Here is a 21725-nt window from a genome sequence, read left to right on the forward strand (position 1 = left end):
GGGAAGGAGAGAGTATGAAAGTGAATACATACGGCAGGGATTATGAGGTCGTGCAACGATTGCGGCCGGAGCCGATCACGCCCGAAGAGGCCCGGGCCATGGAGAATCTGGACCCGGTCGAACTGGAGATATTCAGCCACAAGGCGAATATGATCGCCCTCGAGGGCAAAGAGACCACCCAGAAGCTGGGAGCCAGCGCAGGCATGCGCTGGGGGGACGTAGCATTCGGCATCTACACTGCTCAGGGGGATCTGGCGGTGTGTGCGACAGGCATTTTCTTCCATGCCGCGCTCGGCCAGATCCCGATCAAATATATTGTGAAGCACTGGCTGAACGAACCGTCCGTCCAAATCAAAGAAGGCGATTCTTTCTTCTTCAACGACCCGTTCTACTGCGGCGTCCACGGCGGTGACATGGGTGTTGCGGTGCCCGTCTTTTACCGGGGGAAGCTTGTCTGCTTCACCGGAGCGGTCGTGCATACAGGGGAGAACGGCGCCACCGAACCGGGAGGTGCACCGAGTACGTCACGATCGCGATATGACGAAGGCTTCCTCGTGCCTCCTCTCAAGATCGGTGAGAACTACACCCTGCGCGAAGATATCCTGAATATGTTCGCGACCGCGGGCAGGGACCCGCGCACCTTCATACTGGATCTCAAGGCGCGGCTGGCTGCCTGTCGGATCGCCCAGCGCAGGATCCTCGATGTGCTCGAGAAAAAGGGCACGGATCTCTTTATCGGTGGGCTTCGAAAGATTCTGGCGGACACCGCGGAGGCGGCCAGAAAGAAGGTGGCGGAACTGCCTGACGGCGTATTCCGCCACCAGGTCTTCATGGACAGCGTGGGCCCGGAAGCGACCCTCATCAAGCTCAATCTGGAGGTGGAGAAAAGGGGCGAGATCATGAAGCTCAGGCTGAAGGACAGCTCGCCCACGATCCCCGACAGGCCGATGAATACTTATTTTCAAGGAGTGATCGGGCTGGCCATGGTCTATTTGTGCGGCTGGTTTCTTCACAGTCTGCCGGCGAACAACGCGCTTCTCGATATTTTGGAATGGGAGTTTCCCGATAACAGCGTTGTAAACGCCTCCGGGGACACGCCCACGGGACAGGCGCCTTTCATCCAGACGGCCTTTTCCCAGTCGTTTTTCCATATCGGGGCGAAACTCTCATACAACCAGGACCCTTTGCATGCCGTCGCGCCGTGGTACACGGGCTTCGGTTTCTTGCTGTACGGCGGTTTCAACCAGTGGGGTGAGCCCATGGCCGACATCGCCGCCGAGATGAACGGAACCGGATGTGGTGCGCGTCCGGACGCGGATGGTGTGGACGTCGCCGGGTCCTTTTTTGCGACGATGAGCGACTGCAGCGATGTGGAAACGACCGAGGCGGACAGACCGTTTGTCTATCTCTTCCGGAATTTCTTTCAGAACCATGGCATGGGCAGGCAACGCGGTGGAAATGGCCTGGGATACGGCCTTGTCGTGCACAAGGTCCCGCTCGTTTTCATGGGGTCTCTCGGTTTCGGATCCACATTCCCTTGCTGTACAGGGCTGTTCGGCGGCTATGCGGCCGCTACTCCGGCGGTGCACTCCATTCGGAAACCCGGTTTGAAGCAATTATGGGAGCAGACAGGCAGGTCAATCCCATCAAGTCTTCTGGAGCTCGAAAGGGAAGGCAGCCTCCAGGGGAGCCATGAGATGCATCAGGTCACGATGCCTTTTGCACCCTATGAAGAGGGGGACATCCTCCTGGTTGCGGCCGGGGGCGGGGCCGGATACGGCGATGTGCTCGACAGGAACCCCGAGGCGGTTGCCTCTGATGTCAAGGCGGGGATTACGACTGCCTGGCAGGCAAAGAACGTCTACAAGGTCGTTTACGACGAGACGACGTTCCGCGTCGATCAGAGCGCGACGCAAGCCTTGCGTGAAGAGGCGCTGGCAGAGAGGCTGCGGTTCGGGCAGGATTACGGGGAATTCGAGAAGGAATGGCTGAAGAAGAGGCCGCCTGCCGAGATCCTGAAATACTATGGCAACTATCCCCACCCCTCGGAGGCCGCTGCAGCGTAGCGCTGGATAGGATCCTGATCGATCGAGGGCTGGATTTTCATACGACGGATGATGCGGAGGGCTGCAATGGGTGGTTCAAAAGGGATTGCACGGGAACGGGTGCAGCATGTGCTCCTCGAGAGGCAGGCGGCGAGGTACGGAGACCGGACGTTCCTGTATTTCAAAGAACAGGAATACAGTTTCAACGATTTGAACGGGATGGCGAATCGCGCCGCGTCAGGACTCCAGAAAATGGGGATCCAGAAGGGGGACAAAGTCGCGATCATCATGGATAATTCACCGGAATTCCTTTCGGTGTGGTTTGGGCTTTCCAAGCTGGGCGCGATCGAAGTCCCTTTGAACACGGCCCACAAGGGTGATCTCCTCACGTACATGGTCAATCAGTCGGACAGCCGCATGATGGTGATGGATGCCCACTACCTCGATCGCGTGCAGCCCATACTCGGCGTTCTGCCAAAGGTCGAGACGCTGGTGCTGTTGGGTGGAGAAGACAAGGTGAAAACGGATACCGGCAAGAAGCTCGTCGATTGGCGTTCGATTGTGAACAACGACGGTGTCTACGAAGCCCAGGACGTCACCTGGTCGGATCCTCAGATTATCATGTACACGTCGGGGACTACCGGCCCCTCCAAAGGGTCTTTGCTGCCGCAGAACTATGGGATTTACATGGCCGAATGCATCTGCGACGTCACCCGTTATACGGAAGAGGACTGTCTCTACAATGCCTTGCCGCTCTTTCACGGCAACGCCCAGGTCCTGTCCACCCTGCCGGCCCTTCTGAGCGGCGCACGTATGGTTTTGTGCGAACGGTTTTCGGCGTCCCGGTTCTGGGCCGATATCGAACGGTATCATTGCACCGAGTTCAACTACATCGGAGGAATCCTTCCGATCCTTTACAAGGCCGACCCCAAGCCTGCCGATGCCGACAACCCCCTCCGGATCATGGTCGGCGGAGGGGCGCCCATGGACCTCTTCGATGCCTTCGAAAAGCGCTTCGGGGTGACCCTTCTCGAGGGGTACGGCATGAGCGAGATCGGCATTCCGCTCCAGAATACGATCGGCATGCGGAAGCCGGGCACGTGCGGCAGGTGCCGTTCCGACTACACCGTCAAGGTCGTGGACGACGATCAAAGCGAGGTCGGCCCCAACACGCCCGGCGAGGTGCTGCTGCGTCCGCTCAAGCCCTACTGCATATTCCTCGAGTATTACAACATGCCCGAGAAGACGGTGGAGGCGTGGCGGGACCTCTGGTTTCATACGGGGGACTACCTTTATTACGATGAGGATGGGTATTTCCATTTCGTCGACCGGAAAAAGGATGCCCTGAGGAGGAGGGGGGAGAACATCTCCTCGTATGAAGTCGAAAAGGTGATCAACTCCTACCCCTCCGTCCTCGAATCCGCTGCGGTGGCGGTAAAGTCGGACCTGGGCGAGGACGAGGTCATGATCGTGATCACCTTGAAGCCGGAAAAAGCGCTTTCCCCCGAGGAGTTGATGGCCCACTGCGAGGACAGGATGGCGTATTTCATGATCCCACGCTACGTGCGGTTCATGAAAGCGATGCCGAAGACGCCCACCCAGCGGGTGCAGAAGAACCTGCTGCGGGAGCAGGGTGTGACACCGGATACATGGGACAGGGATAAGGTTGGATACAAACTCAAGCGGTGAAACGATCCAGGCGGCATCGGAGGGAAAAGGATTGCAGGTTGCTTGTGATCGGCATTTTTCGGCTGTCTTTCTGATGGTGTACGCTCCCCCGTCAAGGAAAATCCGAATGAGATGATCGTCTTGCAGGATCCGTTCGGTATCCTGATGGGGGAATGCTGGAAGGTGCCGTCAAGCCCATGACTGGGTTTGGAATGGACAGTGTAATGGTCACAGGCGAGGGCCGGCCCAAAGTGGAGGTAGTGTAATGCCCGCAAGCACTCAGGAACTACTGCTCAAAGCGGCTGCAGATCTTTTTTATAAAAAGGGCTACTCCGGCACATCGATTCGCGAGATTGGAGTCAAGGCGGGCGTTAGCAATTCTTTATTATATCATTATTTCAAAAATAAAGAAGAAATGCTTTTTCAGATCATATCGATTGCGTCTCAGGAATTGCTTTCCAGTCTGAAAAGCATCGAAGCTCGGATCAGCGATCCTGCGGAGAGGCTGCGAGAGATGCTTTTGCATCACATGATTACGCATGGTTTACGAAACAAAAAGCAGACGAAAATCGTCGTCGAAGATCATTACTGGCTGAAAGGAAAAAGGAAAGCCATAGTCGACGATTATCAACGCGAGATACGCGCCATCTACATGAAGACCCTCAGGGAGATGATCGAACAAAATGAGATGGAGGACATCAACCTCACCGTGCTCAGTTTCAGCATCTTCGGCATGATCAACTGGTTTTTCCGCTGGTACAAAGAGGGCGGTGGGCTCAGGCCTGAGGACATCGGCGATACGATCGTGAGTTTTATATTTCACGGCATCAGCAAGCAATAGAGGTTTGAATCCTGGAGGTTCGCATGAGTGAAACAGTGAAACCGGTCTTGGAAGGCATATTCGAGATAGGCCCGCCGCCGCGGCTTCTGGGCGGGTATTGTCCCGGCTGTGAGCGCAGGTACTTCCCGAAGCCCTTCGTCTGTCCGGTGTGCCAGGGGTCTGTGGAAACGGTCCCACTTTCAGGCAGGGGCACCCTCTATTCCTTCGCGCTGGTACGGACCAAGGCCCCCTTCGGGCTGCCTCAGCCCTATGCCGTGGGCTACGTCGACCTCCAGACAGACGGCCTGCGCATTATCAGTCTCCTCGACCCTGAAAGGCTCCAGGATCTGGCGATCGGCATGCCCATGGAACTGCGGGTGGCGCCCCTGGGCTTGGGGGCTGACGAGCAGCCGTGTCTGCGTTATTACTTTACTCCTGAAGAATCCAAGGAGAAGGCATGAGAGAGGTCGATATCATCGGCGTCGGAATGACGCGATTCGGTAAACACCTGGAAACGTCGTTCATGGATCTGGCCACGCTGCCGATACTGGAGGCGATGAAAGACGGCGGCATCCGGCCCGCCGACATCGAAGCGGGTTTCTGCTCGTATGCGCTGGCCGGGGATCTGCACGGCGTGATCACCGGCGGACAGACCATTTTCTGGCAGGCGGGGATCAACCGCATCCCCATCATCAATGTCGAGAACGCCTGCTGCTCGGGTTCTTCAGCCCTCTATCTGGCCTGGACGGGTGTGGCTTCAGGGCTTTACGACGTCGCCGTCGTGGTCGGTGCAGAGAAGATGGTCGTCCCGAATTTCGGTCTGCTCGGCGGTGGGGACACCGAACTGGATATCCTGGAGGGGCTTGTCACGCCGGCCAGTTTTGCCATGAGGGCCCTGCGCCACATGGCGCAATATGGAACGACCGCGGAGCAGTTGGCGCAGGTGGCCGTGAAGAATCGCTTTCACGCGGGGCTCAACCCTCTTTCACAGTTCAGGGACCCGATAACGGTGGAAGACGTTCTCAACGCACCGATGATCGCCGACCCGCTGACACGGCTCAGTTGCTGCCCCAATGCCGACGGCGCTGCGGCGGTCATCCTGTGTGCCGGCACCAAGGCGAAGCGCTATCGTTTCGACCCGGTCCGGCTTGCTGCGTCCGTTTTGAGGACCGGCAGTTATGAAAACCCGCTCGATCTCGTACCTTGGGAGACGGATTACCGCACGTGCAAGGCCGCTTACGAGCAGGCGGGTCTTGGGCCTGAGGACCTCGACGGCGCCGAGTGCCACGACGCCTTCACGATCGCCGAGATCATGCACTACGAAGCCATGGGGCTCTGTCCCACAGGGGAAGGGGGGCGGCTGGTGGAATCCGGCGCCACACGCCTCGGGGGGCGCATCCCGGTCAACACCTCGGGCGGGCTTCTCAGCAAGGGGCATCCGGTGGGAGCGACAGGCGTCGCCCAGGTGGTCGAAGGGGTGCGGCAGTTGAGGGGCGAGGCCGGAGACCGTCAGATACCCGATGCAAAAACCTTTCTCGCCCAATGCATGGGGGGCGACAAGGACGCGGATGCCAGAACCTGCACGGTCAATGTCCTTACCCGATGACCGGAGAATGAAGGAGGTCGTGGAAATGGGAAAGAAGAAATCGCCGAAGCGGTTGTGGAAAGACCTCTTTGACCATAAGGAATGGCAGCGTCCTCCCTTCGTTCCTCTTGTTTACAGCTACGCCTCCCGCATCGGCAAGATGTCGATCCAGGAGATGTTTTCGAACAGCACCCATTTTGCCAAAGCCCTCATGTCGGCTCAGGAACTCTTCGGCTATGACGCGGTGTTGAGCCACTGCGATCCTTATGTCGAACTGGAACTTCTGGGGCGCTCCTTCGATTGGGTGCCGAAGGACATCAAGGAGATGGTCCTGTCGTCGGGTAGAAAGAGCGGCATTACGGAACGGTCGATTACCGCGGCGGAGGTCCCCCCGGTCAGCCTGATTTTCGATGCTGCTGCAGAAATGCGCGAGGTGATCGGCCAGGACACCCCGGTCATCGGGGTGGTGAACAGCCCTGTAACGTTGCTGCGCACGATCCTGATGGATCGCTTCAGCCTCACGGAGGCGGATTTTCCCGAAATGAAATCGTTTCTGAATGACATTCAGGGGATTGTCCTCGATCTCGTGAAGGCATACTGCAACCTGAGGGTCGATGCGATCTGGTTGATCGAGGAAGATTGGGAAGGGGTTACGCCCTCGGAGATAGAGCGGATCGGACCTATTTACCAAACCTTCTGGAATGTGTTGGAATATTTCGATGTCCGATCGATCATGGCCTTTCATCGTTATGACATCGCGGAACTCGAAAAGTATTTTACGATCGGACCGGATGCGGTCTTTTTCGCAGGCGCGCAAGCCTTCGATATAGCATTGGAAAGCCTCTCCGTTCTGATGGACCGCTATGAAATGTGTGTGGGGGTGGCCTGCCCATTCCCGGATTCAGCGGATCGATCCGCACGCCTTGATTCGATCCTGTCACAGGTGATGGACGCCGGGAGCGGTTTTTTCCTTTCGACGCCCTGGGAGGTCGCTCCCGGCACCCCGATTGAATCACTCAGCGCAATGGTGGAGCGGATAACGGAACCTTGATCGGTTGGTTCGCCCGGGCCGCGATGGCTGCGCCACCCCCGGGCCGCCGCTGGATTTGCCCGATGACGACCGCGGAGTGCCGCACTCTGGACCACGGGGCATGCACCTGCTTCTCCCGATGGGTTCGATCCAACAGCTGGGAGATATAAGGAGGAGGACATATGTCGATCCTTTATTGTGAGACATGGGATGTGTTGCCTGGAAAGGGGTCGGATTACGGCCGGTTTATATCGGATGTGTATATACCGACGATGACGTCTATGGGTTTGGTTTCTGTCGGTGGATATTATGTCGAGGTCGGCTTCGGTCCCCGTATCATCGGCGTGAACTCAACGGAAACGCTGCAGGATATGGTGGCGATCATAGGGAATCGCCGATTCCATGCCCTCAACAACGAGCTGAGATCGCTCGTTATCAACTACAGGCGATACGTTTTATATCCAACAGGCAATGTAAAACGGGAGAAATATGCGATTCAAAAAGGTGTGTGGAAATTCAATCAATACTATGACATCAGACCGGGAAAAAGGGAGCGGTACAATGATTTCGTGATCCATGAGCACTTGCCTGTCATGCAGACCATCGACTACGTGGAAGTGACCGGGGGATGGAACGTCTTGTTCGGCGGAACGAGCCAGATTGTCGCCGAATTTACGGTGAAAGATCCTGAAAATATAGGAAAACTAATCAAGAACGAAGCTTTCAGGGATGTATCCATGAAGCTGAAGAACGAATATGTAGACAACTATCACACCAGGATTCTCCGCTGTACGGAGCGATTCGACGACATGAAATGGGTGAGGCTTTGAACCCTGGGTGTCGATGCCTAGAAGGCTGTCGAAAAACGTCCGTCTGCTGCGTTACGCTCATTCCGTGTCATTGCGGCGCATTTATAAGTGCGCTTCATTCCACAGGATTTGGCAAGCCTTGCATCCGGCCGTTTTTCAACGGCCCGCGCACAACGGATTTTTCAACACGCTGCTAAGCCGTTTAATCAGCGAGAGGAGAGGCGGCAACTTCAGCCCCTCTCTTTCCAGCTTCATGCCCGGCCCGGGAATGTCAAACAGTCTTTCTTTCGAAACTCGACGGAACCGGATAGCGTTTCTCCATGAATTCGCGCCAAAGGCCAAGGGAAGAATTCTCTTCGGGGACGTTATCCAAGTCGTCGTTGACGCAGATGAAAGCGGGGTCGATGGCCGTGATGCGGTCAAAGGCCCTTTTTATTCCGGCGGGATCGGACTCTAGTCTGACAAAGACGTAAGCCGGGGAATCCCAGTCCAGGAGGCGGGGTTCCAGCGCATCCTTATCCACGAGATAAAAGCCGTAAAGTATCCTGAAAACGATATCCTCCGGGGACCGAAGCCTGTGAGCCCGGGTTTTACGGTATTCCTCCGGGAAATGGGTTTCGAGTTCGGAAAGCGCATCTCGGTTGTAGAGTTGGGGTACATGGGCCGGCAGCAGGCATCGAGGAGGCAGGAGCCTTCGCCAGCCGCGGCTGGACGAGGCGAGAACCTGGAGGCATTCGTTATAGCGTCTTCTTCCCAGAAAATGGCGTATATGTCTCAGGGTGTACGCATAGGCCTTGTCGTGGATGGGTTTTGTCCACGTCCAGAGGGAAATGGGGTTGGGTTCGAGGAAGAAACGCTGCCTGCCTTCTGGGTCAAGGTAGTCTGGGAAGGGTAGATCCCGCCCCAGAAAGAGATCGTCGTTGAAGTAGAGGAATCGCCGGGACAGGCCGGGAATGCGGTGGAGATTCAATTCGATGGCGCAGGAATTGAAGGTGGGGAGGACTGACGGGTCAGGGAAGATCTCTTCGTGCCGAATCGTTCGAATGCGCGGGTTGGAGATGTCCAGCCATGAAGGTAGAATGTCCTGGTGAACGATGTGGACCTTGTCGACCCAGGGAGCGTGGGATTCTAAAGACCGCAGGGAGTGCCGCATTTCGCCGTTGTCCCTGAAACGTTGTGGTGCAAGGGATTCTTTGTACGTCCGACGTCGTGCGGCTGAGTTCCGCAGCTTCTGAAAGGTCGGGTCTTCGCCGTCCACCCAGAGGTAGACGGCGTCGACCTTTTGCGGTTCCGTTGCCGAAGATCCCCACCTCAATACTTGTCCCAGGTTGGTTTGGGATTTCCTCTGGCAAGAAAAAATCTGGTCGTGGCTGAACGGATGCAGCGTGAGGCCCGGGTTTTCCGGACAGAGGATGCGCGTTCTTTTCATGTTCCCACAGGCGGCGGGCTGCCGCGGGGGTTCAGACGATGTTTTTCCAGCCATTTGGTTCCTTCACCGGATGCGTATGCAGAAGCCTTCCCCGGCGCAGGGCATGCCGCCCGACGCAAAGGATCCGGCTGACCTGCGGGCCCTGGAACGGCAGATTATAGCCGACGCGGCCTGCGTTTGAAAGGCTGAGCGAGGCAAAGACCTCCACAGCTCTCGGTTTGACTCCGATCAGAAAGCGCTGGCAGCTGCCCAGATGCAAAACGGTTTTGAAGGTTTTCTCCGGTTGGGATGCAAACGCGGCGAATGCTTCGCGTTTGGCAGAAAGTTCATGGGAGATATCCAGAACAACACTTATGGTTCTCCAGGGGATGGGTGTCCGGATCTGATAAAGGAGGAGGTGGATCTCAGATTCCGGCATTGCCCGGGTGGCGTCGGCCAGAACCCCGAAAGCGGCGCGATGATCGGGGTGCGGGTCGAAGGGGTAAGGGAGTAATAGGATCTCCGGCCTTTCCTCGTCGATGATGTCTCGGATCCGGCGTTCGAGGTCCGGATCGGATTTCAAGTGCCCATCCGGACGTCCACAGAAGACCAACCGGTCGATGCCGAGTACCAGCGCTGCCCGACCGCTTTCCCTGCGGCGCGCGACATAGACGCTTTCCCGTCCTGCCCCACTCAGGCCGGCGGCCCCGTTGGTCAGGAACACGCAGGTTGTCCTTCCCCCCCGCCGCGCGTGACGATAAATCGCTCCCCCGCACCCGATCACTTCGTCATCCATGTGCGGCGCCAAGACCATGATGCGCTTTACAGGTGGAAACTCCGTCGAATAGCCTCTGGACCTGAACGCAGGCCAAAGCACTGCTGACTTCGCCAGATTCCAGCCGAGATTGAAGGTTTTCAAGCCGGCCAGGAGTGCGTCGAAAATAGCCCTGTTCAAGTCCTTTCCCTTCTTTCCCCCGTAACAGGTTGCTAAGCATCAGAAAAGGGAGCGCTTCCCGTGTCCACTGACACGCTTCCAAAGCATCCGCCGCAAGAGGCCCCTCGATGGACGATGGATGAGGTGTGGGTATGGAAGCGGCAGGACAAAGGTAATAGAGAATCCTACCAAAAAAACCGGGGAAAGAACAAGAAGCTCAGGCAGGGATCCGCCGGGAGGTATCTCTGCATCCTGAGCCAAATCCCCTGCATGGACCAGGACGTTTACGAGACCCTGGTGGAATCGGCTGAGGCGAAAGGGTATCCTGTGCAAAGACTCGAGCGCATCCCTCAGGAGTGCAGCCTGCACGATTCGAGTTCCATATCGGGAAGTTCTCCTGGTACGTCGACGGTGCAGTAGAGGATTCTTGTCGTACTGAATCATTGAGAAGTAGACTGCATTGGCCGGAATCTGGGCTCGGGAACCGCTTCCCGGGAGCCGGTGGCAGGCTATTTTTCGAAGCGGAGAGGAGCCTGGCGGGTGGGGCCGCCGGGGGAAGCCTCATTTGGTTTGGCATCAGGGACTCGATGTTCCAGAATCGCCCCCAGGAAAAGGGAACTCAATGATCTGAAAGAACCGAAGCGGTGTACCGTTTGTTTTTATCAGTTTCCATCCGGTAATGATCTTTTTGGCCAATCTCGGCGTCAATCTGCACGTTTGCTTGTGCGGCGACCCACAGGTCGCCTCCGCGCAAGCGTTTGATTTCCTTGATATTGGCAAAAAATCCTCATTTCCGGATTGGAAATTGGGTTGTACCGGGAAATCATTTCCGGATGGAGACTTATTAACAAAATTTGGATGTGGAAGCCAGGAAGTCCCTGCTGAGCCGGAACTCGGGTTGAGCGGCCATTGAAATCCCGAAAAAATGAGCTTGACTTGAGTTTTTCGACGTGGTAGTTAGATACCCAAAACACTTTTAGTGTCCTCAACGTATCAAAAAGGCGTTTTTCCATAGAGCTTTTTCCGCGGTTCAAGTGCAACGCCTTGGGTGCAAAACGGAAAGACGGGATGAAAACATTTGGATTTCATGGGAAATAGCATAAAGAATAGGAAACGATTTGTGGCATTCGATCGAGACTTTACAGCGTGAGATTTTTCCACGCGCCGCTTTTAGCGCGTTGACCCAGTACAAAGGAGGTTTGGTCATGGTCCGGGCAAAAAACGCGAGATTGGCTATTGGCGGAGGTATAGCTCAGCAAATTTTTCTGGATTGAACTTTTTTTTGAATTTAAAGTTAGAAATACCTAAGTCTTATAGAAATTATGAACATATCGAAACAGCAGACAGGCGGGATATGCTGGAGGCGCTTCGAAGAAGCGTCGAAGAATTGTATCAGCCAAACGACTGTAGGCGCCTCCAGACTAGAACTGAGCGTTGTGCTGGATGATCGATCGAGCCGCACCTTTCCTGTTTTTTTCAAACCAGATGATGAAGTGATGCGAAGGAGGTTGTGAACCATGAAAGAACCGGAAATTGTCGACACCGATTCGAACGTTCATCTGCCGCTAGAGCAACAGGGTTCCGACAACATGCCTAAACGCTTGAGGCTTTGGGAGATAGAATATTTCTTCAAATGTCCGGTTGTAGGTATCTGCTTGAGCGCTTCAGAACAACGACAGATTCTAAAAAAGACGGGAATATCGCTCAAGCGCAAGAACGCCTTTGAAATCCATGAAATCCTGGTTTCCGGTGCGGATAAGAAAGTCCGTTTCTCCGAGAAAATGGATCGTCTACTGAACCGTAAGTTTTCCAAGGACATTGCGTCTCTGACAGACTTGGAGGAAAAGGCCTTCATGTCCGTATGGGAAGCCAGCTTTCATTTCGGCGAATATGCCGGCGTCTTCTGGGTGGCCGCCACACGGGCGGATTTGTCCATTCAATCGAGGAGAGCGATATTCGGCGCCATTCACATGGCCATGCACGAAAATGCGGCGCGTGGCGCTAAGCTCAGGCGCCAATTGGCTTTTCAAGAGGAGGCGTCACGAAAGATGGCTCTGAAGGCCAACGAGGTCGCCCGTGCGGGAAAGGTTTTGCAGAATGAAAACCTTCGCCAACAAGAAGTGAATTTTGCCTTGTCAAAACAATTAGCAGGCCTCGAAAAAGAAAACGAAAGGCTGAAAATGGAACTCTCCTCGTTGAAAAAAAGTCAGATCATCAACGAATTTGAAAAGGAGAATACGCTCCTCAGGGGAGAGTTGAGTGCGATGTCTGCCCAAATCGTCGAAAAGGAAGGTCATACTGTTACTCTCATGGAAGAAAATCATCATCTCGCGTGCGAATTAGCTCGACACAGAGATTTGAGCAACCATTTTGAAAAGGAGGCGTATGAACTCGTAAAGGTGATGCTCGCCAGCAACCGGTGTGACGCGAACTGCCCATCCTTTGATCTTTGCAAAAGACGCATCCTCATTGTGGGAGGGCTGACAAAAATGGAGGCCCTTTATCGCCAAATGGTTGAGGATAGTGGTGGTATCTTCGAATACCATAATGGCTACGTGAAAAGCGGTAAGAAGAATCTCGAAAGCAGTCTTAGACGGGCGGATATTGTGCTTTGCCCAGCCAGCTGCAACAGCCATGCGGCCTGTTCGCTGGTCAAAAGCCTGGGCAAGAAACACAATAAGCAGGTCTGCATCCTGGCCAGTTCCAGCTTGAGCGCTATGGCACAGGCCCTGAGAGGAAATGGCGGTGTCTATGTGTGCGGCAACTGAGAAAGTCATTTTATGGAAGGATGAGGAGATATGTATGACCGGGATCTGCAATGAGGCGAATCATTATTTCCGCGGATGGAACGAAAAATTTGAAAGGAGGAATCGCAGGTGAGGAAAGGGGATCTGGAAGCTTATGCAAGGAAGCATTTTGGTTTGACTCTTTATAGCTTCCTCAAAAAGAAAGCGAAAGACGAAGCGCTATACGACCACGAAATCGCCGGGATTTTGGGTGTCAGCCGGGGGCGGATCGGAGAACTCCGGCGTGGATTGGGTATTAGCAAAAAGGACGGCTTTGAAGCCCGTTTTGAGCGAAAACATGGTAAAGGGGCTGTGGCTCAGTTCAAAAACCTGATCGAAAATCCGGCAACATCTCTGGCTGATGTAGGGAACACCTTCGGCTTTTCGAGGGAATACGCCCGCTTGGTCTACAGGGAAATATATGGAATTCCTTACACTGCTGCGGCTAGAAGGAAAAGGGAAGAGCGTGAGAGAATAAGAATGGAATACAGTAAGCGGGCGCAGCCCATGGGAATATCGAAAATGAAAGATATCAGATACGAAATGGATGTCCGCGCAAAAGTTGATGGAGCGTATAATAAAACCCAAGATTACAGGGATAGAGAGTATCAATTGTTGGTTCAGAAATGATACGGGCAATGCAATCAGCCGGGAAATCCAGTAGATCATCCTGAATATCTATCGAGGATTAGGGAATCTGTTTATCGCCTTGAATCGAAAAATTCAATATTGATTAATGCATTGGAATAGATGCGCAGTAATTAGTTTCCATCCGGAAATGGTCTTTTTGGCCAATCTCGGCGTCAATCTGCACGTTTGCTTGTGCGGCGACCCACAGGTCGCCTCCGCACAAACGCTTGATTTCCTTGATATTGGCCAAAAATCCTCATTTCCGGAATGGAAACCGGGTTCTATAGGGAAATCATTTCCGGATGGACACTAATTAGGAGATAAATTATGGCTGGTTATTTCAGCGTTCAGATGAGAAAGAGCAACGGCAATCTTCATCTTCGCCCGAAGGGTGACTTGGATGGCAGTTCGGCCTGGGTGCTGATTCGCATGATATATGAGAGCTACGACGGCAAGGGCCGGGTGTTTATCGACACCCAGGACTTGCGCGAGATGCATCCTTTTGGCTGCGGTATTCTTAAGTGTGAGCTGCGAAAGGGCATCGTGCCGACCGAGCGCCTTTATTTTAAAGGCAAAAATGGGTTTGAAATGGCACCCAATGGGAGTCGTGTCATCGTCCCAGCCAAGGTTCCCTCATGCCGTTGCAACGGCAACTGCCAAAATTGCCTTTGTCGCTTGAAAATAGGGAGAGAGAATTAAGATCGATTGATGTGTGGAGGCCTCGATATGGCGCGTACCGATGAAAAAAGAGTCCGCCTTGAAATGAGCGAAAAGACCCTGAAATCTCTTTTGACCGCAGGACACGTGTGCGCAGCCGATTTTCACTGCCTGGATGGTGAGTCAAAGCAGTGCCTTTGGCGGCTCTGCCTTGAAAGCTGCAATGGCCACCCTCGGCAAGAGCATAGGGCCAATCCTACAATTGGAAGATGCTTCAGCATTCTATTGAGGGGATGGGAAGAAACGCGCCCTCGGAATTTCTGCGGAGATGCCGGGAATTTTATTAGAAAAAATGCTTGACAATTTTCTCTCGACGTATAGATTAGAGCCGCAATGCTAAGTAAGTAGTAGCTAACTCTACAAGGCATGCCTTACGTGTCCCGACCATGTCTTGGCGCGGGTCAAGTGAAGGCGCAACTCGAGAGGGAGGATTATCATCGAGTTGCGCCTTTTTTTCTGGGTGGGGGAAAGATGGTGCCGTCAGATTGAATGAAATGGTTTCCGGAAGTGTCGGGTACGGGTAGAGGGGATTTTCCCATGGAGTACATAGATAATGATATCGGTAAAATGAGGATCAACCTGGAAAGGCTTTCCTACAGGATCAGCAATTGTCTGTCTGAATTCAATGCCCATATGGATACAGTCGGCCATATCCTCTCTGAATACACCCATGATCGAAAAATGGAATCCATTGGGCTCATGGCCGGGGGAGTTGCCCATGATTTCAGGAATTTCATTCACGTCATTGCGGTAAATGCCAGTTTGATCAAGGATTCGACAGGGGATTCCGTGACCCTGCGACGCGCGTCGCAGATCGTGGACGTGTGTCTTAAGGCCTCGGAGATCATCGAGAATATGATGAACCTGGCGAGCACCGACGAGCACCCCAAGAATCGGATAGATCTTAACGAGGAGGTTTTGAACAATGTGCATATTTTGAAAGAGTTAATGCCCGAGGGAGTCCTTCTTGAAACTGATTTTGCTGCGGATAACCCCCACATTGCAGGCGACGCCACGCAGATCTGCAGGGTCATCTCCAACCTGATCAATAATGCGAAAGAGGCCCTGTGCCAAGACGGGTCTATCTCCATCAGGACCGAGAATGCGGTTCTTTTGGAAGAGGATTGTCTGAAGCATGCCAATGCGAGACCAGGGGAATTTGTGGTACTGACGGTCTCTGATTCCGGATCCGGAATCCCGCAGCATCTGCTGCCCAGGATTTACGATCCTTTCTTTTCAACCAAAAAGAGGCATGGCAATACGGGATTTGGCTTGGCCATCGTGTACGCCATCGTTCAACGTCACAGGGGATGGATTGATGTGGAAAGCAAGGAAGGAGCCGGTGCCCGATTCTCGGTCTACTTTCCCTTGATCCGAGGCGATGGCTGCATCGTTTGATCCTTGCGGGACAGGACTCCTCGCATGCGAAGCGGGACAGAGATCGCGGTTTTTGTAAAAGCGGGGATGATGGTGGTTTTTTTATGTGTGATGCAAGCGGAGATCAAACTACAGACAAATCGATCGACTAATAGGAGGAGGTTCGTTATGAGGAAGATGCTGAAAGGTAAATGGTTGGTACCCGTGCTGTTGTTGGCTTTTGTGTGCATGGCCTCGGTCTCCCAGGCGAGGACCATCTCTACGAATCACGTGGTCGTTAACGTCAACGATGTGGATACCTCATATGATTTCGATCAGGTCAAGATGGAGGTGGAAGACGGAAAGACAAAGGTGTGTATCTGCAAATGCCTTTGCTTCAGGGCCCTCCAACTCCTGGCGATCCAGTTTGATGACGGCGTCATTCCGAGGGATGATATCCAGATCTACACGGGATGGACCACCGATGGAGCTGAAGAACTCTTTGTGGAAACGATGGGGTGGGCTCACGAGGATTTGATGTTTATGATAGACGCTACGGATGCGACCCAATTGACCATTGAGGACGCCTGCTTCTTCTTTGTTCAGAAGTCTACAGGCAAGGCGTGGAAGGTACAGGCAAATGAGCATCTCTATCCGAAGGAATTCTTCACTTACCGAACGCTTGTCAAGACAGGAAAGGCGACGAATGAGCAGAAGTTGTTCTTCCAAAATGCTCTTCGGGCCCAGGCCGTGGCTAACATGGAGAGCCTGCCCTTGATCGACCGGTTTGATATCCAAGAGACGGCCTACTTCGGACAGAATGGGATTCTGCGTGTTCCATCCTTATTTGTAGACGGCAAAGAGTATGAAATTGAGCTGAAAATTATGGGTAGGTATCTTCAAATTGTAAATGCCGCTTCAGTCAATTGAGTTGGATGAAACCCCCTTTTCATATGGATATCCCGTATGGGCGGGGGAATCTCTGATGACATTGAAAACCAAAGGAAATCAAAAATGAATGTTATAGCCAAGCGGTTACAGAGAGCGGTGCTCATGGGCAGTATATTGCTGATCTGGGCAAGCGCATGCTTTGCTGATAACCTGCAAGAGAAAGTCATTTTGGCAAGTCCCTTTTCACCTCTTGCAATGCCTATGGCCTACATTGTGGAAAACAACCTGCTCCAGAGTGTGGCGAAAGAGGTGGATCTGGTCATATGGAACACGCCGGATCAACTACGTGCCATATTGACACGGGGAGAGGCGGATTTTGTTTCTATCCCAAGCAATGTGGGGGCCATATTTTATAATAAGGGTATCCCACTCAGGTTGCTTCGCGTTTCCGTATGGGGGGTGTTTTATATTATCAGTGCCGATCCCGATATAAAGGGGATACAAGATCTTCGCGGCCAAAAGATTTTTATCCCCTTTCGAGGCGACCAGCCGGATCTTATCTTCCGAAGCATCGCGGTCAAACAGGGGCTGACGCCCTTTACGGATTTTGAAATTGAATACGTCAGTTCTCCCCTGGACACCACCATGAGTCTGCTCGCCGGCAAGGCAAAACACGCCCTGATGATCGAACCGGGGGCCGCGCTCGTGATCTTGAAGGCAAGGGAAAAGGGCCTGAATTTCAGGCGAGCAGTGGACATCCAGGAGGAATGGGGAAGGGCTACCGGGCGGGGTCCCAGGTTCCCGAACGCCGGTGTCGTGGCCACCCCGCGTGCATTGAAACATCCGGACCTCGTTGCCGCCTTTACAAAGGCGTATGACGAGGCTGTGGCATGGGTAAAACAGAATACGGGACCTGCGGCCTTGATGGCGGCCAAGCATGTTCAAGGTGTCAATGCCCCGGCGTTTGAGGACGCATTGAAGTATACGATTTTTGAGTCCGTAAGCGGTAACGATGCGAGAGATGATGTGGAATTCATGTTCTCATGCTTTCTGGAAATGAACCCCGAATCCATCGGCGGCAAGCTGCCCGATGCAAGGTTTTATGAATGAACGTTTGATGCCGCGCCTGCAAGGCCCATCCAAAATGACAAGGTTGTTTTGGGGCCTTGCAGGAATCGGGATATTCTTTTTGATCTGGCAGACGCTCGCATGGGTCTTCCATGAAATCGTTATCGCCTCACCGTCTCAGACGTTCTACAGCCTGGGCCGAATGGTCCAGACCTCGGCATTCTGGAAAAACGTCTTCATAACCGTGGAGCGTTTTGGGGTGAGCCTCTTCCTGGGGAGCCTTGGCGGATTTGCAGCGGGCCTCGCAGCTGGCCTGAATGCGGGGGTGAGGTGGTTGCTGGAGCCGCTCCGATGGTGCCTGATGACCATGCCGCCCGTTATTCTGGTGGTGGTCGGCATGATCTGGTTCGGCATGGGAAACGTCCAGACCATCTTTGTCACAGCCCTCTTGATCATGCCCATCGTCTATATCAACACCATCGAGGGGATCGAAGCGGTAGACACCAGGCTTTTGGAAATGGGGACCGTTTACCGTGCGCACTTGCGACTCTTCTTGGAGGACATCTATCTGCCGGGGATCGGAGGACATGTCTTGGCAGGGTTGACCATAGCGGCCGGCCTGGGGATTCGCATCGTCATCCTGGCCGAACTCCTCGGGGCCCACAGCGGCATAGGGCACGCGTTTGCTCTGGCCCGCATCAACCTGGACACACCAGCCTTGTTTGCGTGGGTTATCGTCAGCTTGACCATGGTCGGTGTGATTGATTTGGCGATTCTTCAGCCGGTCAGGAAACATCTCACGAAATGGAAATAGACATGATTGAATTTGAGAATGTCGGGAAGTCTTTTAACGGGCATACGGTGCTGAAAAATACCTCTTTTTGCATCCATGAAGGCGAGACTGCGGGCCTTTTGGGACGTTCGGGAACGGGCAAGTCCACTATCCTGAAACTGATCAGCGGCATTATGGCGCCGGATGAGGGAAGGGTTCGGGTCGGCAGCACCCGGGTGGGGTATATCTTTCAGGAACACCGGCTGATCCCCTGGAAGCGGGTCCTTGATAACGTGTCCTTCGGACTCAGGGCCTGGGGATATTCCGTCCGACAGGCAAGAAACACGGCCATGCGTTATCTGCACAAAGTAGGCTTGACAGGATCTGAACACCGCTATCCCGGGCAACTGAGCGGCGGTATGTGCCAGCGGGTCTCCATCGCACGGGCCTTTGCGCTGAAGCCCGATATTCTGCTGATGGATGAACCTTTCAGCGCTCTGGACGTGGGATTGAAGGAGCAGATGCTGAACATGGTCTGCGATATGGTGACCCATGGGGATTCCATGACGGTGTTGTACGTATCACACAATCCCGAAGAAGTGAACCGAATCGCCGACAGGGTGTTCATGTTGTTCGACGGAGGGGTAATTCGGGAATTGCCCATGAACGGAGATATGTTATGCGGCCGGTCGAACGCCGAGGGAAACGGCCGGTGGAAGGATCTCTATGAAGCACCATCGAATGGGGATTTTTATACGTCTTCAACAGACAGGTCGGTCGCATAGAGGCAATTACCGAACGGAGAGGCGAATGAAATTCATTACGGTTGCAGGCCCACCTTCTTCGGGGAAGACCCTGGTGATCATCCATCTCATCCGACTGCTAAAGGCGGATGCATTACGCGTGGTGGTGGGCAAGATCGACTGCCACGAGACTGCGGACGGAGTGGTTTTCAAGCAAAGGCTGGGAATCCCCGTAGTCGTGGGCAGAAGCGACTATGTGTGCCCGGACCACTACGGCGTGGTAAACGCTGAAGAGATCTTCAAATTCGGCAAGTCCCATGACGCCCATATCACCATCGTGGAAACCGCGGGCCTGTGTCACCGATGCGCCCCGGCCATCCAGGGCTGCATGGCCATTGCCGTAGTCGATAACCTCAGCGGCATCGATACCCCTCGAAAGATCGGCCCCATGCTGACCACCGCGGATGTGGTGGTTATCACCAAGGGCGATATGGTGTCGCAGGCGGAACGGGAAGTGTTCAGGGGAAACGTGGCAAAAGTCAACCCGGACGCAAAGATCGTCGAGATGAATGGCCTTACCGGAATGGGATCCTTGAACTTGAGGCGGTTGGTGACGGAGGCCCCGGACACGGAAACCCTGACAGGCAAAGAATTGCGGCACGACATGCCCGCCGCGGTCTGTTCCTACTGTGAGGGAGAGACCAGAATCGGCGCCGACTTTCAGATGGGCAATATCATCAAAATGGATGTTCAAGAGGTGTAGGGTGGATATACGGGAGATCACGGTCTTGGCTGGAACGGACAAGCAGGGACACCCTGAGCCGGTCAAGGAACTCACTATTCGGAAAGGGGATGTCTTGGTACTCGCCGGTCCCACCGGTTCGGGAAAGAGCCTCCTCCTTTCCGATCTCGAACAACTCGCAAATGGGGATTCCCCGTCAGGACGGCAAGTACGGGTCAACGGTGAAATCGCGGACCCATTCAGCCTTCGCATCACCGCGTCTCTGTCTCAGAACATGCATTTCGTGATGGACCTGGATGTGGCCAGCTTTATCCATCTTCACGCCAAAAGCAGGGGACTGGAAACCAACAATTCCGTGGCAGAGGTCATCCGATTGGCCAACAGCCTCGCCGGCGAACCCCTGTCCCCGGGAATGCACCTGGCCTCCCTGAGCGGCGGACAGTCGAGGGCCCTCATGATATCGGATGCCGCACTCATCAGCAATGCCCCGGTGGTGCTGATCGATGAAATCGAAAACGCCGGAATCAACAAGAGCCGGGGCATTGAGATCCTTTCCACGGAAGGGAAGATGGTTCTCATCGCCACCCACGATCCTACCCTGATGCTGACGGCCCCAAGAAGAATCATCATGAAGAACGGAGCCATGTCGAGTCTGATCGACTCCGATGAATGGGAGCAAAGGCATCTGGAACACTTTTTCAGAATAGATGAAATCCTGGCAGGAATTCGCCAGGACCTGAGACAGGGAAAACGACTGGATGAAAAGACTTTGAACAGATTGAAAACACTGCAAGGAGAAACCGATGGCCAGTAAAAGCAGGCTCTATATTTCAGTCCCGGTCAATGTCAGCCGTGCCCTGATTACGGAGCTGAAGCAGCACTGTACCAATTCGGAGGTCTTTTCGTCTTCCAAAAAGTACTATGCGGATGACCTGACCTATCTGCAGGCGATAAGGGGAGGTCGAATGGATCAGGTCCCGGATATGGTGGTCACCATCCGGCCGGAGATACTTTGGGAGAAGACCTGCTTGGCGGAATCCGGCCATTTTGATCGTGACTATCGTTACCCTGTGCACGGGTTTATGGAATTCAAAGGATTTCTTGACAAAACCTGGACATTGAAACCCGTGTTTATCATGCCGCTGATCATCTTTTACAACACCCGGGTCAAGAATCCGCCCAGCACATGGGCAGCCCTCCTGGAGCCGCGATTCGAGGGCAGGGTTCTCTGCACCCATGAACAGACCCCTCCGGCGGCGCTTTTCCGACAATTCTGCATTCATTCCCTTGGGGCCAAGGGCAGGGATTTTGTCAATGAGGCGGTTCATTACCGGGGACTGCCCTTGGACGTGAATCTGGCCGTTGGAAAAGGCGAATATGACATCGGCATTATGCCCACATCCTTTGCCAGATTCTCCCGGGACAAGAGCACAGGCTTTTGCTGGCCGGAAGACGGGGCGATTCCCCTCATGCAGGTCATACTCTTGAAAAAGAGTTGTGGGGAGGACGGCTTAAAGGCCGTGGAGTTTTTGCTTTCAGAGAAAACGCAGCAGGCCTTGAGTCGTAACGCGGGGTTCATTCCTGTGAATCCCAGTGTCGAGCCCCCGGACGACTTCCAGAAAAACCATATGAATCTCCTGTGGAAGGACTGGAACACGTTTCTTGGCATGGGGCCTGAAGCCTTGGGCATTGCGGATAGGGTCCGGGACGATACGTGAGAC

Annotated in this window: 23 protein-coding genes; 21 read left to right on the top strand and 2 right to left on the bottom strand. The window is 54.1% G+C overall.

The features are described 5' to 3' along the window. Nucleotides 1–14 precede the first annotated feature (14 nt). The 7 genes from ACZ500_RS04210 to ACZ500_RS04240 all read left to right on the top strand — a co-directional run bounded on the left by ACZ500_RS04210 (nt 15) and on the right by ACZ500_RS04240 (nt 7978). On the top strand, nt 15–2066 hold the full coding sequence (locus ACZ500_RS04210; RefSeq protein WP_464231281.1) for a hydantoinase B/oxoprolinase family protein: 2052 nt from the start codon (nt 15–17) through the stop codon (nt 2064–2066). 66 nt (nt 2067–2132) lie between these two features. After that, nucleotides 2133–3734, top strand: a complete 1602-nt coding sequence (locus ACZ500_RS04215) for an AMP-binding protein (RefSeq protein ID WP_464231282.1) — start codon at nt 2133–2135, stop codon at nt 3732–3734. A 244-nt stretch (nt 3735–3978) separates the two neighbouring features. Next, the gene (locus ACZ500_RS04220; protein ID WP_464231283.1) at nt 3979–4554 is read left to right on the top strand and encodes a TetR/AcrR family transcriptional regulator; all 576 of its coding nucleotides are present in this window, start codon (nt 3979–3981) and stop codon (nt 4552–4554) included. A 23-nt stretch (nt 4555–4577) separates the two neighbouring features. Further along, nucleotides 4578–4994, top strand: coding sequence for a Zn-ribbon domain-containing OB-fold protein (locus tag ACZ500_RS04225; protein ID WP_464231284.1), 417 nt, complete (start codon nt 4578–4580; stop codon nt 4992–4994). Next, nucleotides 4991–6139, top strand: coding sequence for a thiolase family protein (locus tag ACZ500_RS04230; protein WP_464231285.1), 1149 nt, complete (start codon nt 4991–4993; stop codon nt 6137–6139). Before ACZ500_RS04225 ends, ACZ500_RS04230 begins: the two co-directional genes overlap by 4 nt. A 25-nt stretch (nt 6140–6164) precedes the next feature. Beyond that, a complete protein-coding gene (locus ACZ500_RS04235; protein ID WP_464231286.1) occupies nt 6165–7169 on the top strand; it encodes a uroporphyrinogen decarboxylase family protein in 1005 nt (334 codons plus the stop codon). 161 nt (nt 7170–7330) lie between these two features. After that, nucleotides 7331–7978: a hypothetical protein gene (locus ACZ500_RS04240; protein WP_464231287.1), complete on the top strand. Its 648-nt coding sequence runs from the start codon at nt 7331–7333 to the stop codon at nt 7976–7978. Between the two features lie 250 nt (nt 7979–8228). Here the strand turns inward: ACZ500_RS04240 and ACZ500_RS04245 are convergent, their stop codons facing one another. Together ACZ500_RS04245 and ACZ500_RS04250 are read right to left on the bottom strand one after the other, a co-directional pair. Continuing rightward, entirely contained in the window at nt 8229–9386 is a 1158-nt protein-coding gene (locus ACZ500_RS04245; RefSeq protein WP_464231288.1) for a stealth conserved region 3 domain-containing protein, read from the bottom strand. Nucleotides 9387–9417: 31 nt separating this feature from the next. Then, a complete protein-coding gene (locus ACZ500_RS04250) occupies nt 9418–10320 on the bottom strand; it encodes a PIG-L deacetylase family protein (RefSeq protein WP_464231289.1) in 903 nt (300 codons plus the stop codon). Between the two features lie 60 nt (nt 10321–10380). On the opposite strand from ACZ500_RS04250, the gene ACZ500_RS04255 reads away from it, so the two are divergent. From ACZ500_RS04255 to ACZ500_RS04320, 14 genes are all read left to right on the top strand, one after another. Next, nucleotides 10381–10719, top strand: coding sequence for a hypothetical protein (locus ACZ500_RS04255; RefSeq protein ID WP_464231290.1), 339 nt, complete (start codon nt 10381–10383; stop codon nt 10717–10719). Nucleotides 10720–10978: 259 nt separating this feature from the next. Next, a complete protein-coding gene (locus tag ACZ500_RS04260; RefSeq protein ID WP_464231291.1) occupies nt 10979–11212 on the top strand; it encodes a hypothetical protein in 234 nt (77 codons plus the stop codon). A gap of 604 nt (nt 11213–11816) precedes the next feature. Beyond that, nucleotides 11817–13067, top strand: a complete 1251-nt coding sequence (locus tag ACZ500_RS04265; RefSeq protein ID WP_464231292.1) for a DUF2325 domain-containing protein — start codon at nt 11817–11819, stop codon at nt 13065–13067. A gap of 108 nt (nt 13068–13175) precedes the next feature. Next, entirely contained in the window at nt 13176–13715 is a 540-nt protein-coding gene (locus ACZ500_RS04270; RefSeq protein WP_464231293.1) for a hypothetical protein, read from the top strand. 148 nt (nt 13716–13863) lie between these two features. Then, nucleotides 13864–14028: a hypothetical protein gene (locus ACZ500_RS04275; protein ID WP_464230172.1), complete on the top strand. Its 165-nt coding sequence runs from the start codon at nt 13864–13866 to the stop codon at nt 14026–14028. Between the two features lie 14 nt (nt 14029–14042). Next, nucleotides 14043–14414, top strand: a complete 372-nt coding sequence (locus ACZ500_RS04280) for a peptidylprolyl isomerase (RefSeq protein ID WP_464231294.1) — start codon at nt 14043–14045, stop codon at nt 14412–14414. A gap of 555 nt (nt 14415–14969) precedes the next feature. Further along, complete coding sequence (locus ACZ500_RS04285) at nt 14970–15830, top strand: sensor histidine kinase (RefSeq protein WP_464231295.1); 861 nt, start codon at nt 14970–14972, stop codon at nt 15828–15830. 147 nt (nt 15831–15977) lie between these two features. Next, nucleotides 15978–16718 (top strand): hypothetical protein, encoded by a 741-nt coding sequence (locus ACZ500_RS04290; RefSeq protein WP_464231296.1) that lies wholly within the window; start codon nt 15978–15980, stop codon nt 16716–16718. Nucleotides 16719–16754: 36 nt separating this feature from the next. Continuing rightward, on the top strand, nt 16755–17789 hold the full coding sequence (locus ACZ500_RS04295; protein ID WP_464231297.1) for an ABC transporter substrate-binding protein: 1035 nt from the start codon (nt 16755–16757) through the stop codon (nt 17787–17789). A 79-nt stretch (nt 17790–17868) separates the two neighbouring features. After that, entirely contained in the window at nt 17869–18561 is a 693-nt protein-coding gene (locus ACZ500_RS04300; RefSeq protein WP_464231298.1) for an ABC transporter permease, read from the top strand. Nucleotides 18562–18563: 2 nt separating this feature from the next. After that, the gene (locus tag ACZ500_RS04305; protein WP_464231299.1) at nt 18564–19304 is read left to right on the top strand and encodes an ABC transporter ATP-binding protein; all 741 of its coding nucleotides are present in this window, start codon (nt 18564–18566) and stop codon (nt 19302–19304) included. Nucleotides 19305–19329: 25 nt separating this feature from the next. Further along, entirely contained in the window at nt 19330–20025 is a 696-nt protein-coding gene (locus ACZ500_RS04310) for a GTP-binding protein (RefSeq protein WP_464231300.1), read from the top strand. Nucleotide 20026: 1 nt separating this feature from the next. Then, nucleotides 20027–20818, top strand: coding sequence for an ATP-binding cassette domain-containing protein (locus tag ACZ500_RS04315; RefSeq protein WP_464231301.1), 792 nt, complete (start codon nt 20027–20029; stop codon nt 20816–20818). After that, nucleotides 20808–21722, top strand: a complete 915-nt coding sequence (locus ACZ500_RS04320; protein ID WP_464231302.1) for an ABC transporter substrate-binding protein — start codon at nt 20808–20810, stop codon at nt 21720–21722. Before ACZ500_RS04315 ends, ACZ500_RS04320 begins: the two co-directional genes overlap by 11 nt. The last annotated feature ends 3 nt before the right edge of the window (nt 21723–21725 follow it).

The organism is Desulfatiglans parachlorophenolica (genome assembly GCF_055394735.1).

What these genes read in the sequence shown, in the direction of transcription:
- ACZ500_RS04230 (WP_464231285.1), top strand. Translation starts at nt 4,991, where the DNA reads ATGAGAGAGGTCGATATCATCGGCGTCGGAATGACGCGATTCGGTAAA.
- ACZ500_RS04260 (WP_464231291.1), top strand. Translation starts at nt 10,979, where the DNA reads ATGATCTTTTTGGCCAATCTCGGCGTCAATCTGCACGTTTGCTTGTGC.
- ACZ500_RS04220 (WP_464231283.1), top strand. Translation starts at nt 3,979, where the DNA reads ATGCCCGCAAGCACTCAGGAACTACTGCTCAAAGCGGCTGCAGATCTT.
- ACZ500_RS04235 (WP_464231286.1), top strand. Translation starts at nt 6,165, where the DNA reads ATGGGAAAGAAGAAATCGCCGAAGCGGTTGTGGAAAGACCTCTTTGAC.
- ACZ500_RS04280 (WP_464231294.1), top strand. Translation starts at nt 14,043, where the DNA reads ATGGCTGGTTATTTCAGCGTTCAGATGAGAAAGAGCAACGGCAATCTT.
- ACZ500_RS04310 (WP_464231300.1), top strand. Translation starts at nt 19,330, where the DNA reads ATGAAATTCATTACGGTTGCAGGCCCACCTTCTTCGGGGAAGACCCTG.
- ACZ500_RS04285 (WP_464231295.1), top strand. Translation starts at nt 14,970, where the DNA reads ATGGAGTACATAGATAATGATATCGGTAAAATGAGGATCAACCTGGAA.
- ACZ500_RS04240 (WP_464231287.1), top strand. Translation starts at nt 7,331, where the DNA reads ATGTCGATCCTTTATTGTGAGACATGGGATGTGTTGCCTGGAAAGGGG.
- ACZ500_RS04295 (WP_464231297.1), top strand. Translation starts at nt 16,755, where the DNA reads ATGGGCGGGGGAATCTCTGATGACATTGAAAACCAAAGGAAATCAAAA.
- ACZ500_RS04320 (WP_464231302.1), top strand. Translation starts at nt 20,808, where the DNA reads ATGGCCAGTAAAAGCAGGCTCTATATTTCAGTCCCGGTCAATGTCAGC.
- ACZ500_RS04210 (WP_464231281.1), top strand. Translation starts at nt 15, where the DNA reads ATGAAAGTGAATACATACGGCAGGGATTATGAGGTCGTGCAACGATTG.
- ACZ500_RS04290 (WP_464231296.1), top strand. Translation starts at nt 15,978, where the DNA reads ATGAGGAAGATGCTGAAAGGTAAATGGTTGGTACCCGTGCTGTTGTTG.
- ACZ500_RS04215 (WP_464231282.1), top strand. Translation starts at nt 2,133, where the DNA reads ATGGGTGGTTCAAAAGGGATTGCACGGGAACGGGTGCAGCATGTGCTC.
- ACZ500_RS04265 (WP_464231292.1), top strand. Translation starts at nt 11,817, where the DNA reads ATGAAAGAACCGGAAATTGTCGACACCGATTCGAACGTTCATCTGCCG.
- ACZ500_RS04275 (WP_464230172.1), top strand. Translation starts at nt 13,864, where the DNA reads ATGGTCTTTTTGGCCAATCTCGGCGTCAATCTGCACGTTTGCTTGTGC.
- ACZ500_RS04245 (WP_464231288.1), bottom strand. Translation starts at nt 9,386, where the DNA reads ATGAAAAGAACGCGCATCCTCTGTCCGGAAAACCCGGGCCTCACGCTG.
- ACZ500_RS04225 (WP_464231284.1), top strand. Translation starts at nt 4,578, where the DNA reads ATGAGTGAAACAGTGAAACCGGTCTTGGAAGGCATATTCGAGATAGGC.
- ACZ500_RS04305 (WP_464231299.1), top strand. Translation starts at nt 18,564, where the DNA reads ATGATTGAATTTGAGAATGTCGGGAAGTCTTTTAACGGGCATACGGTG.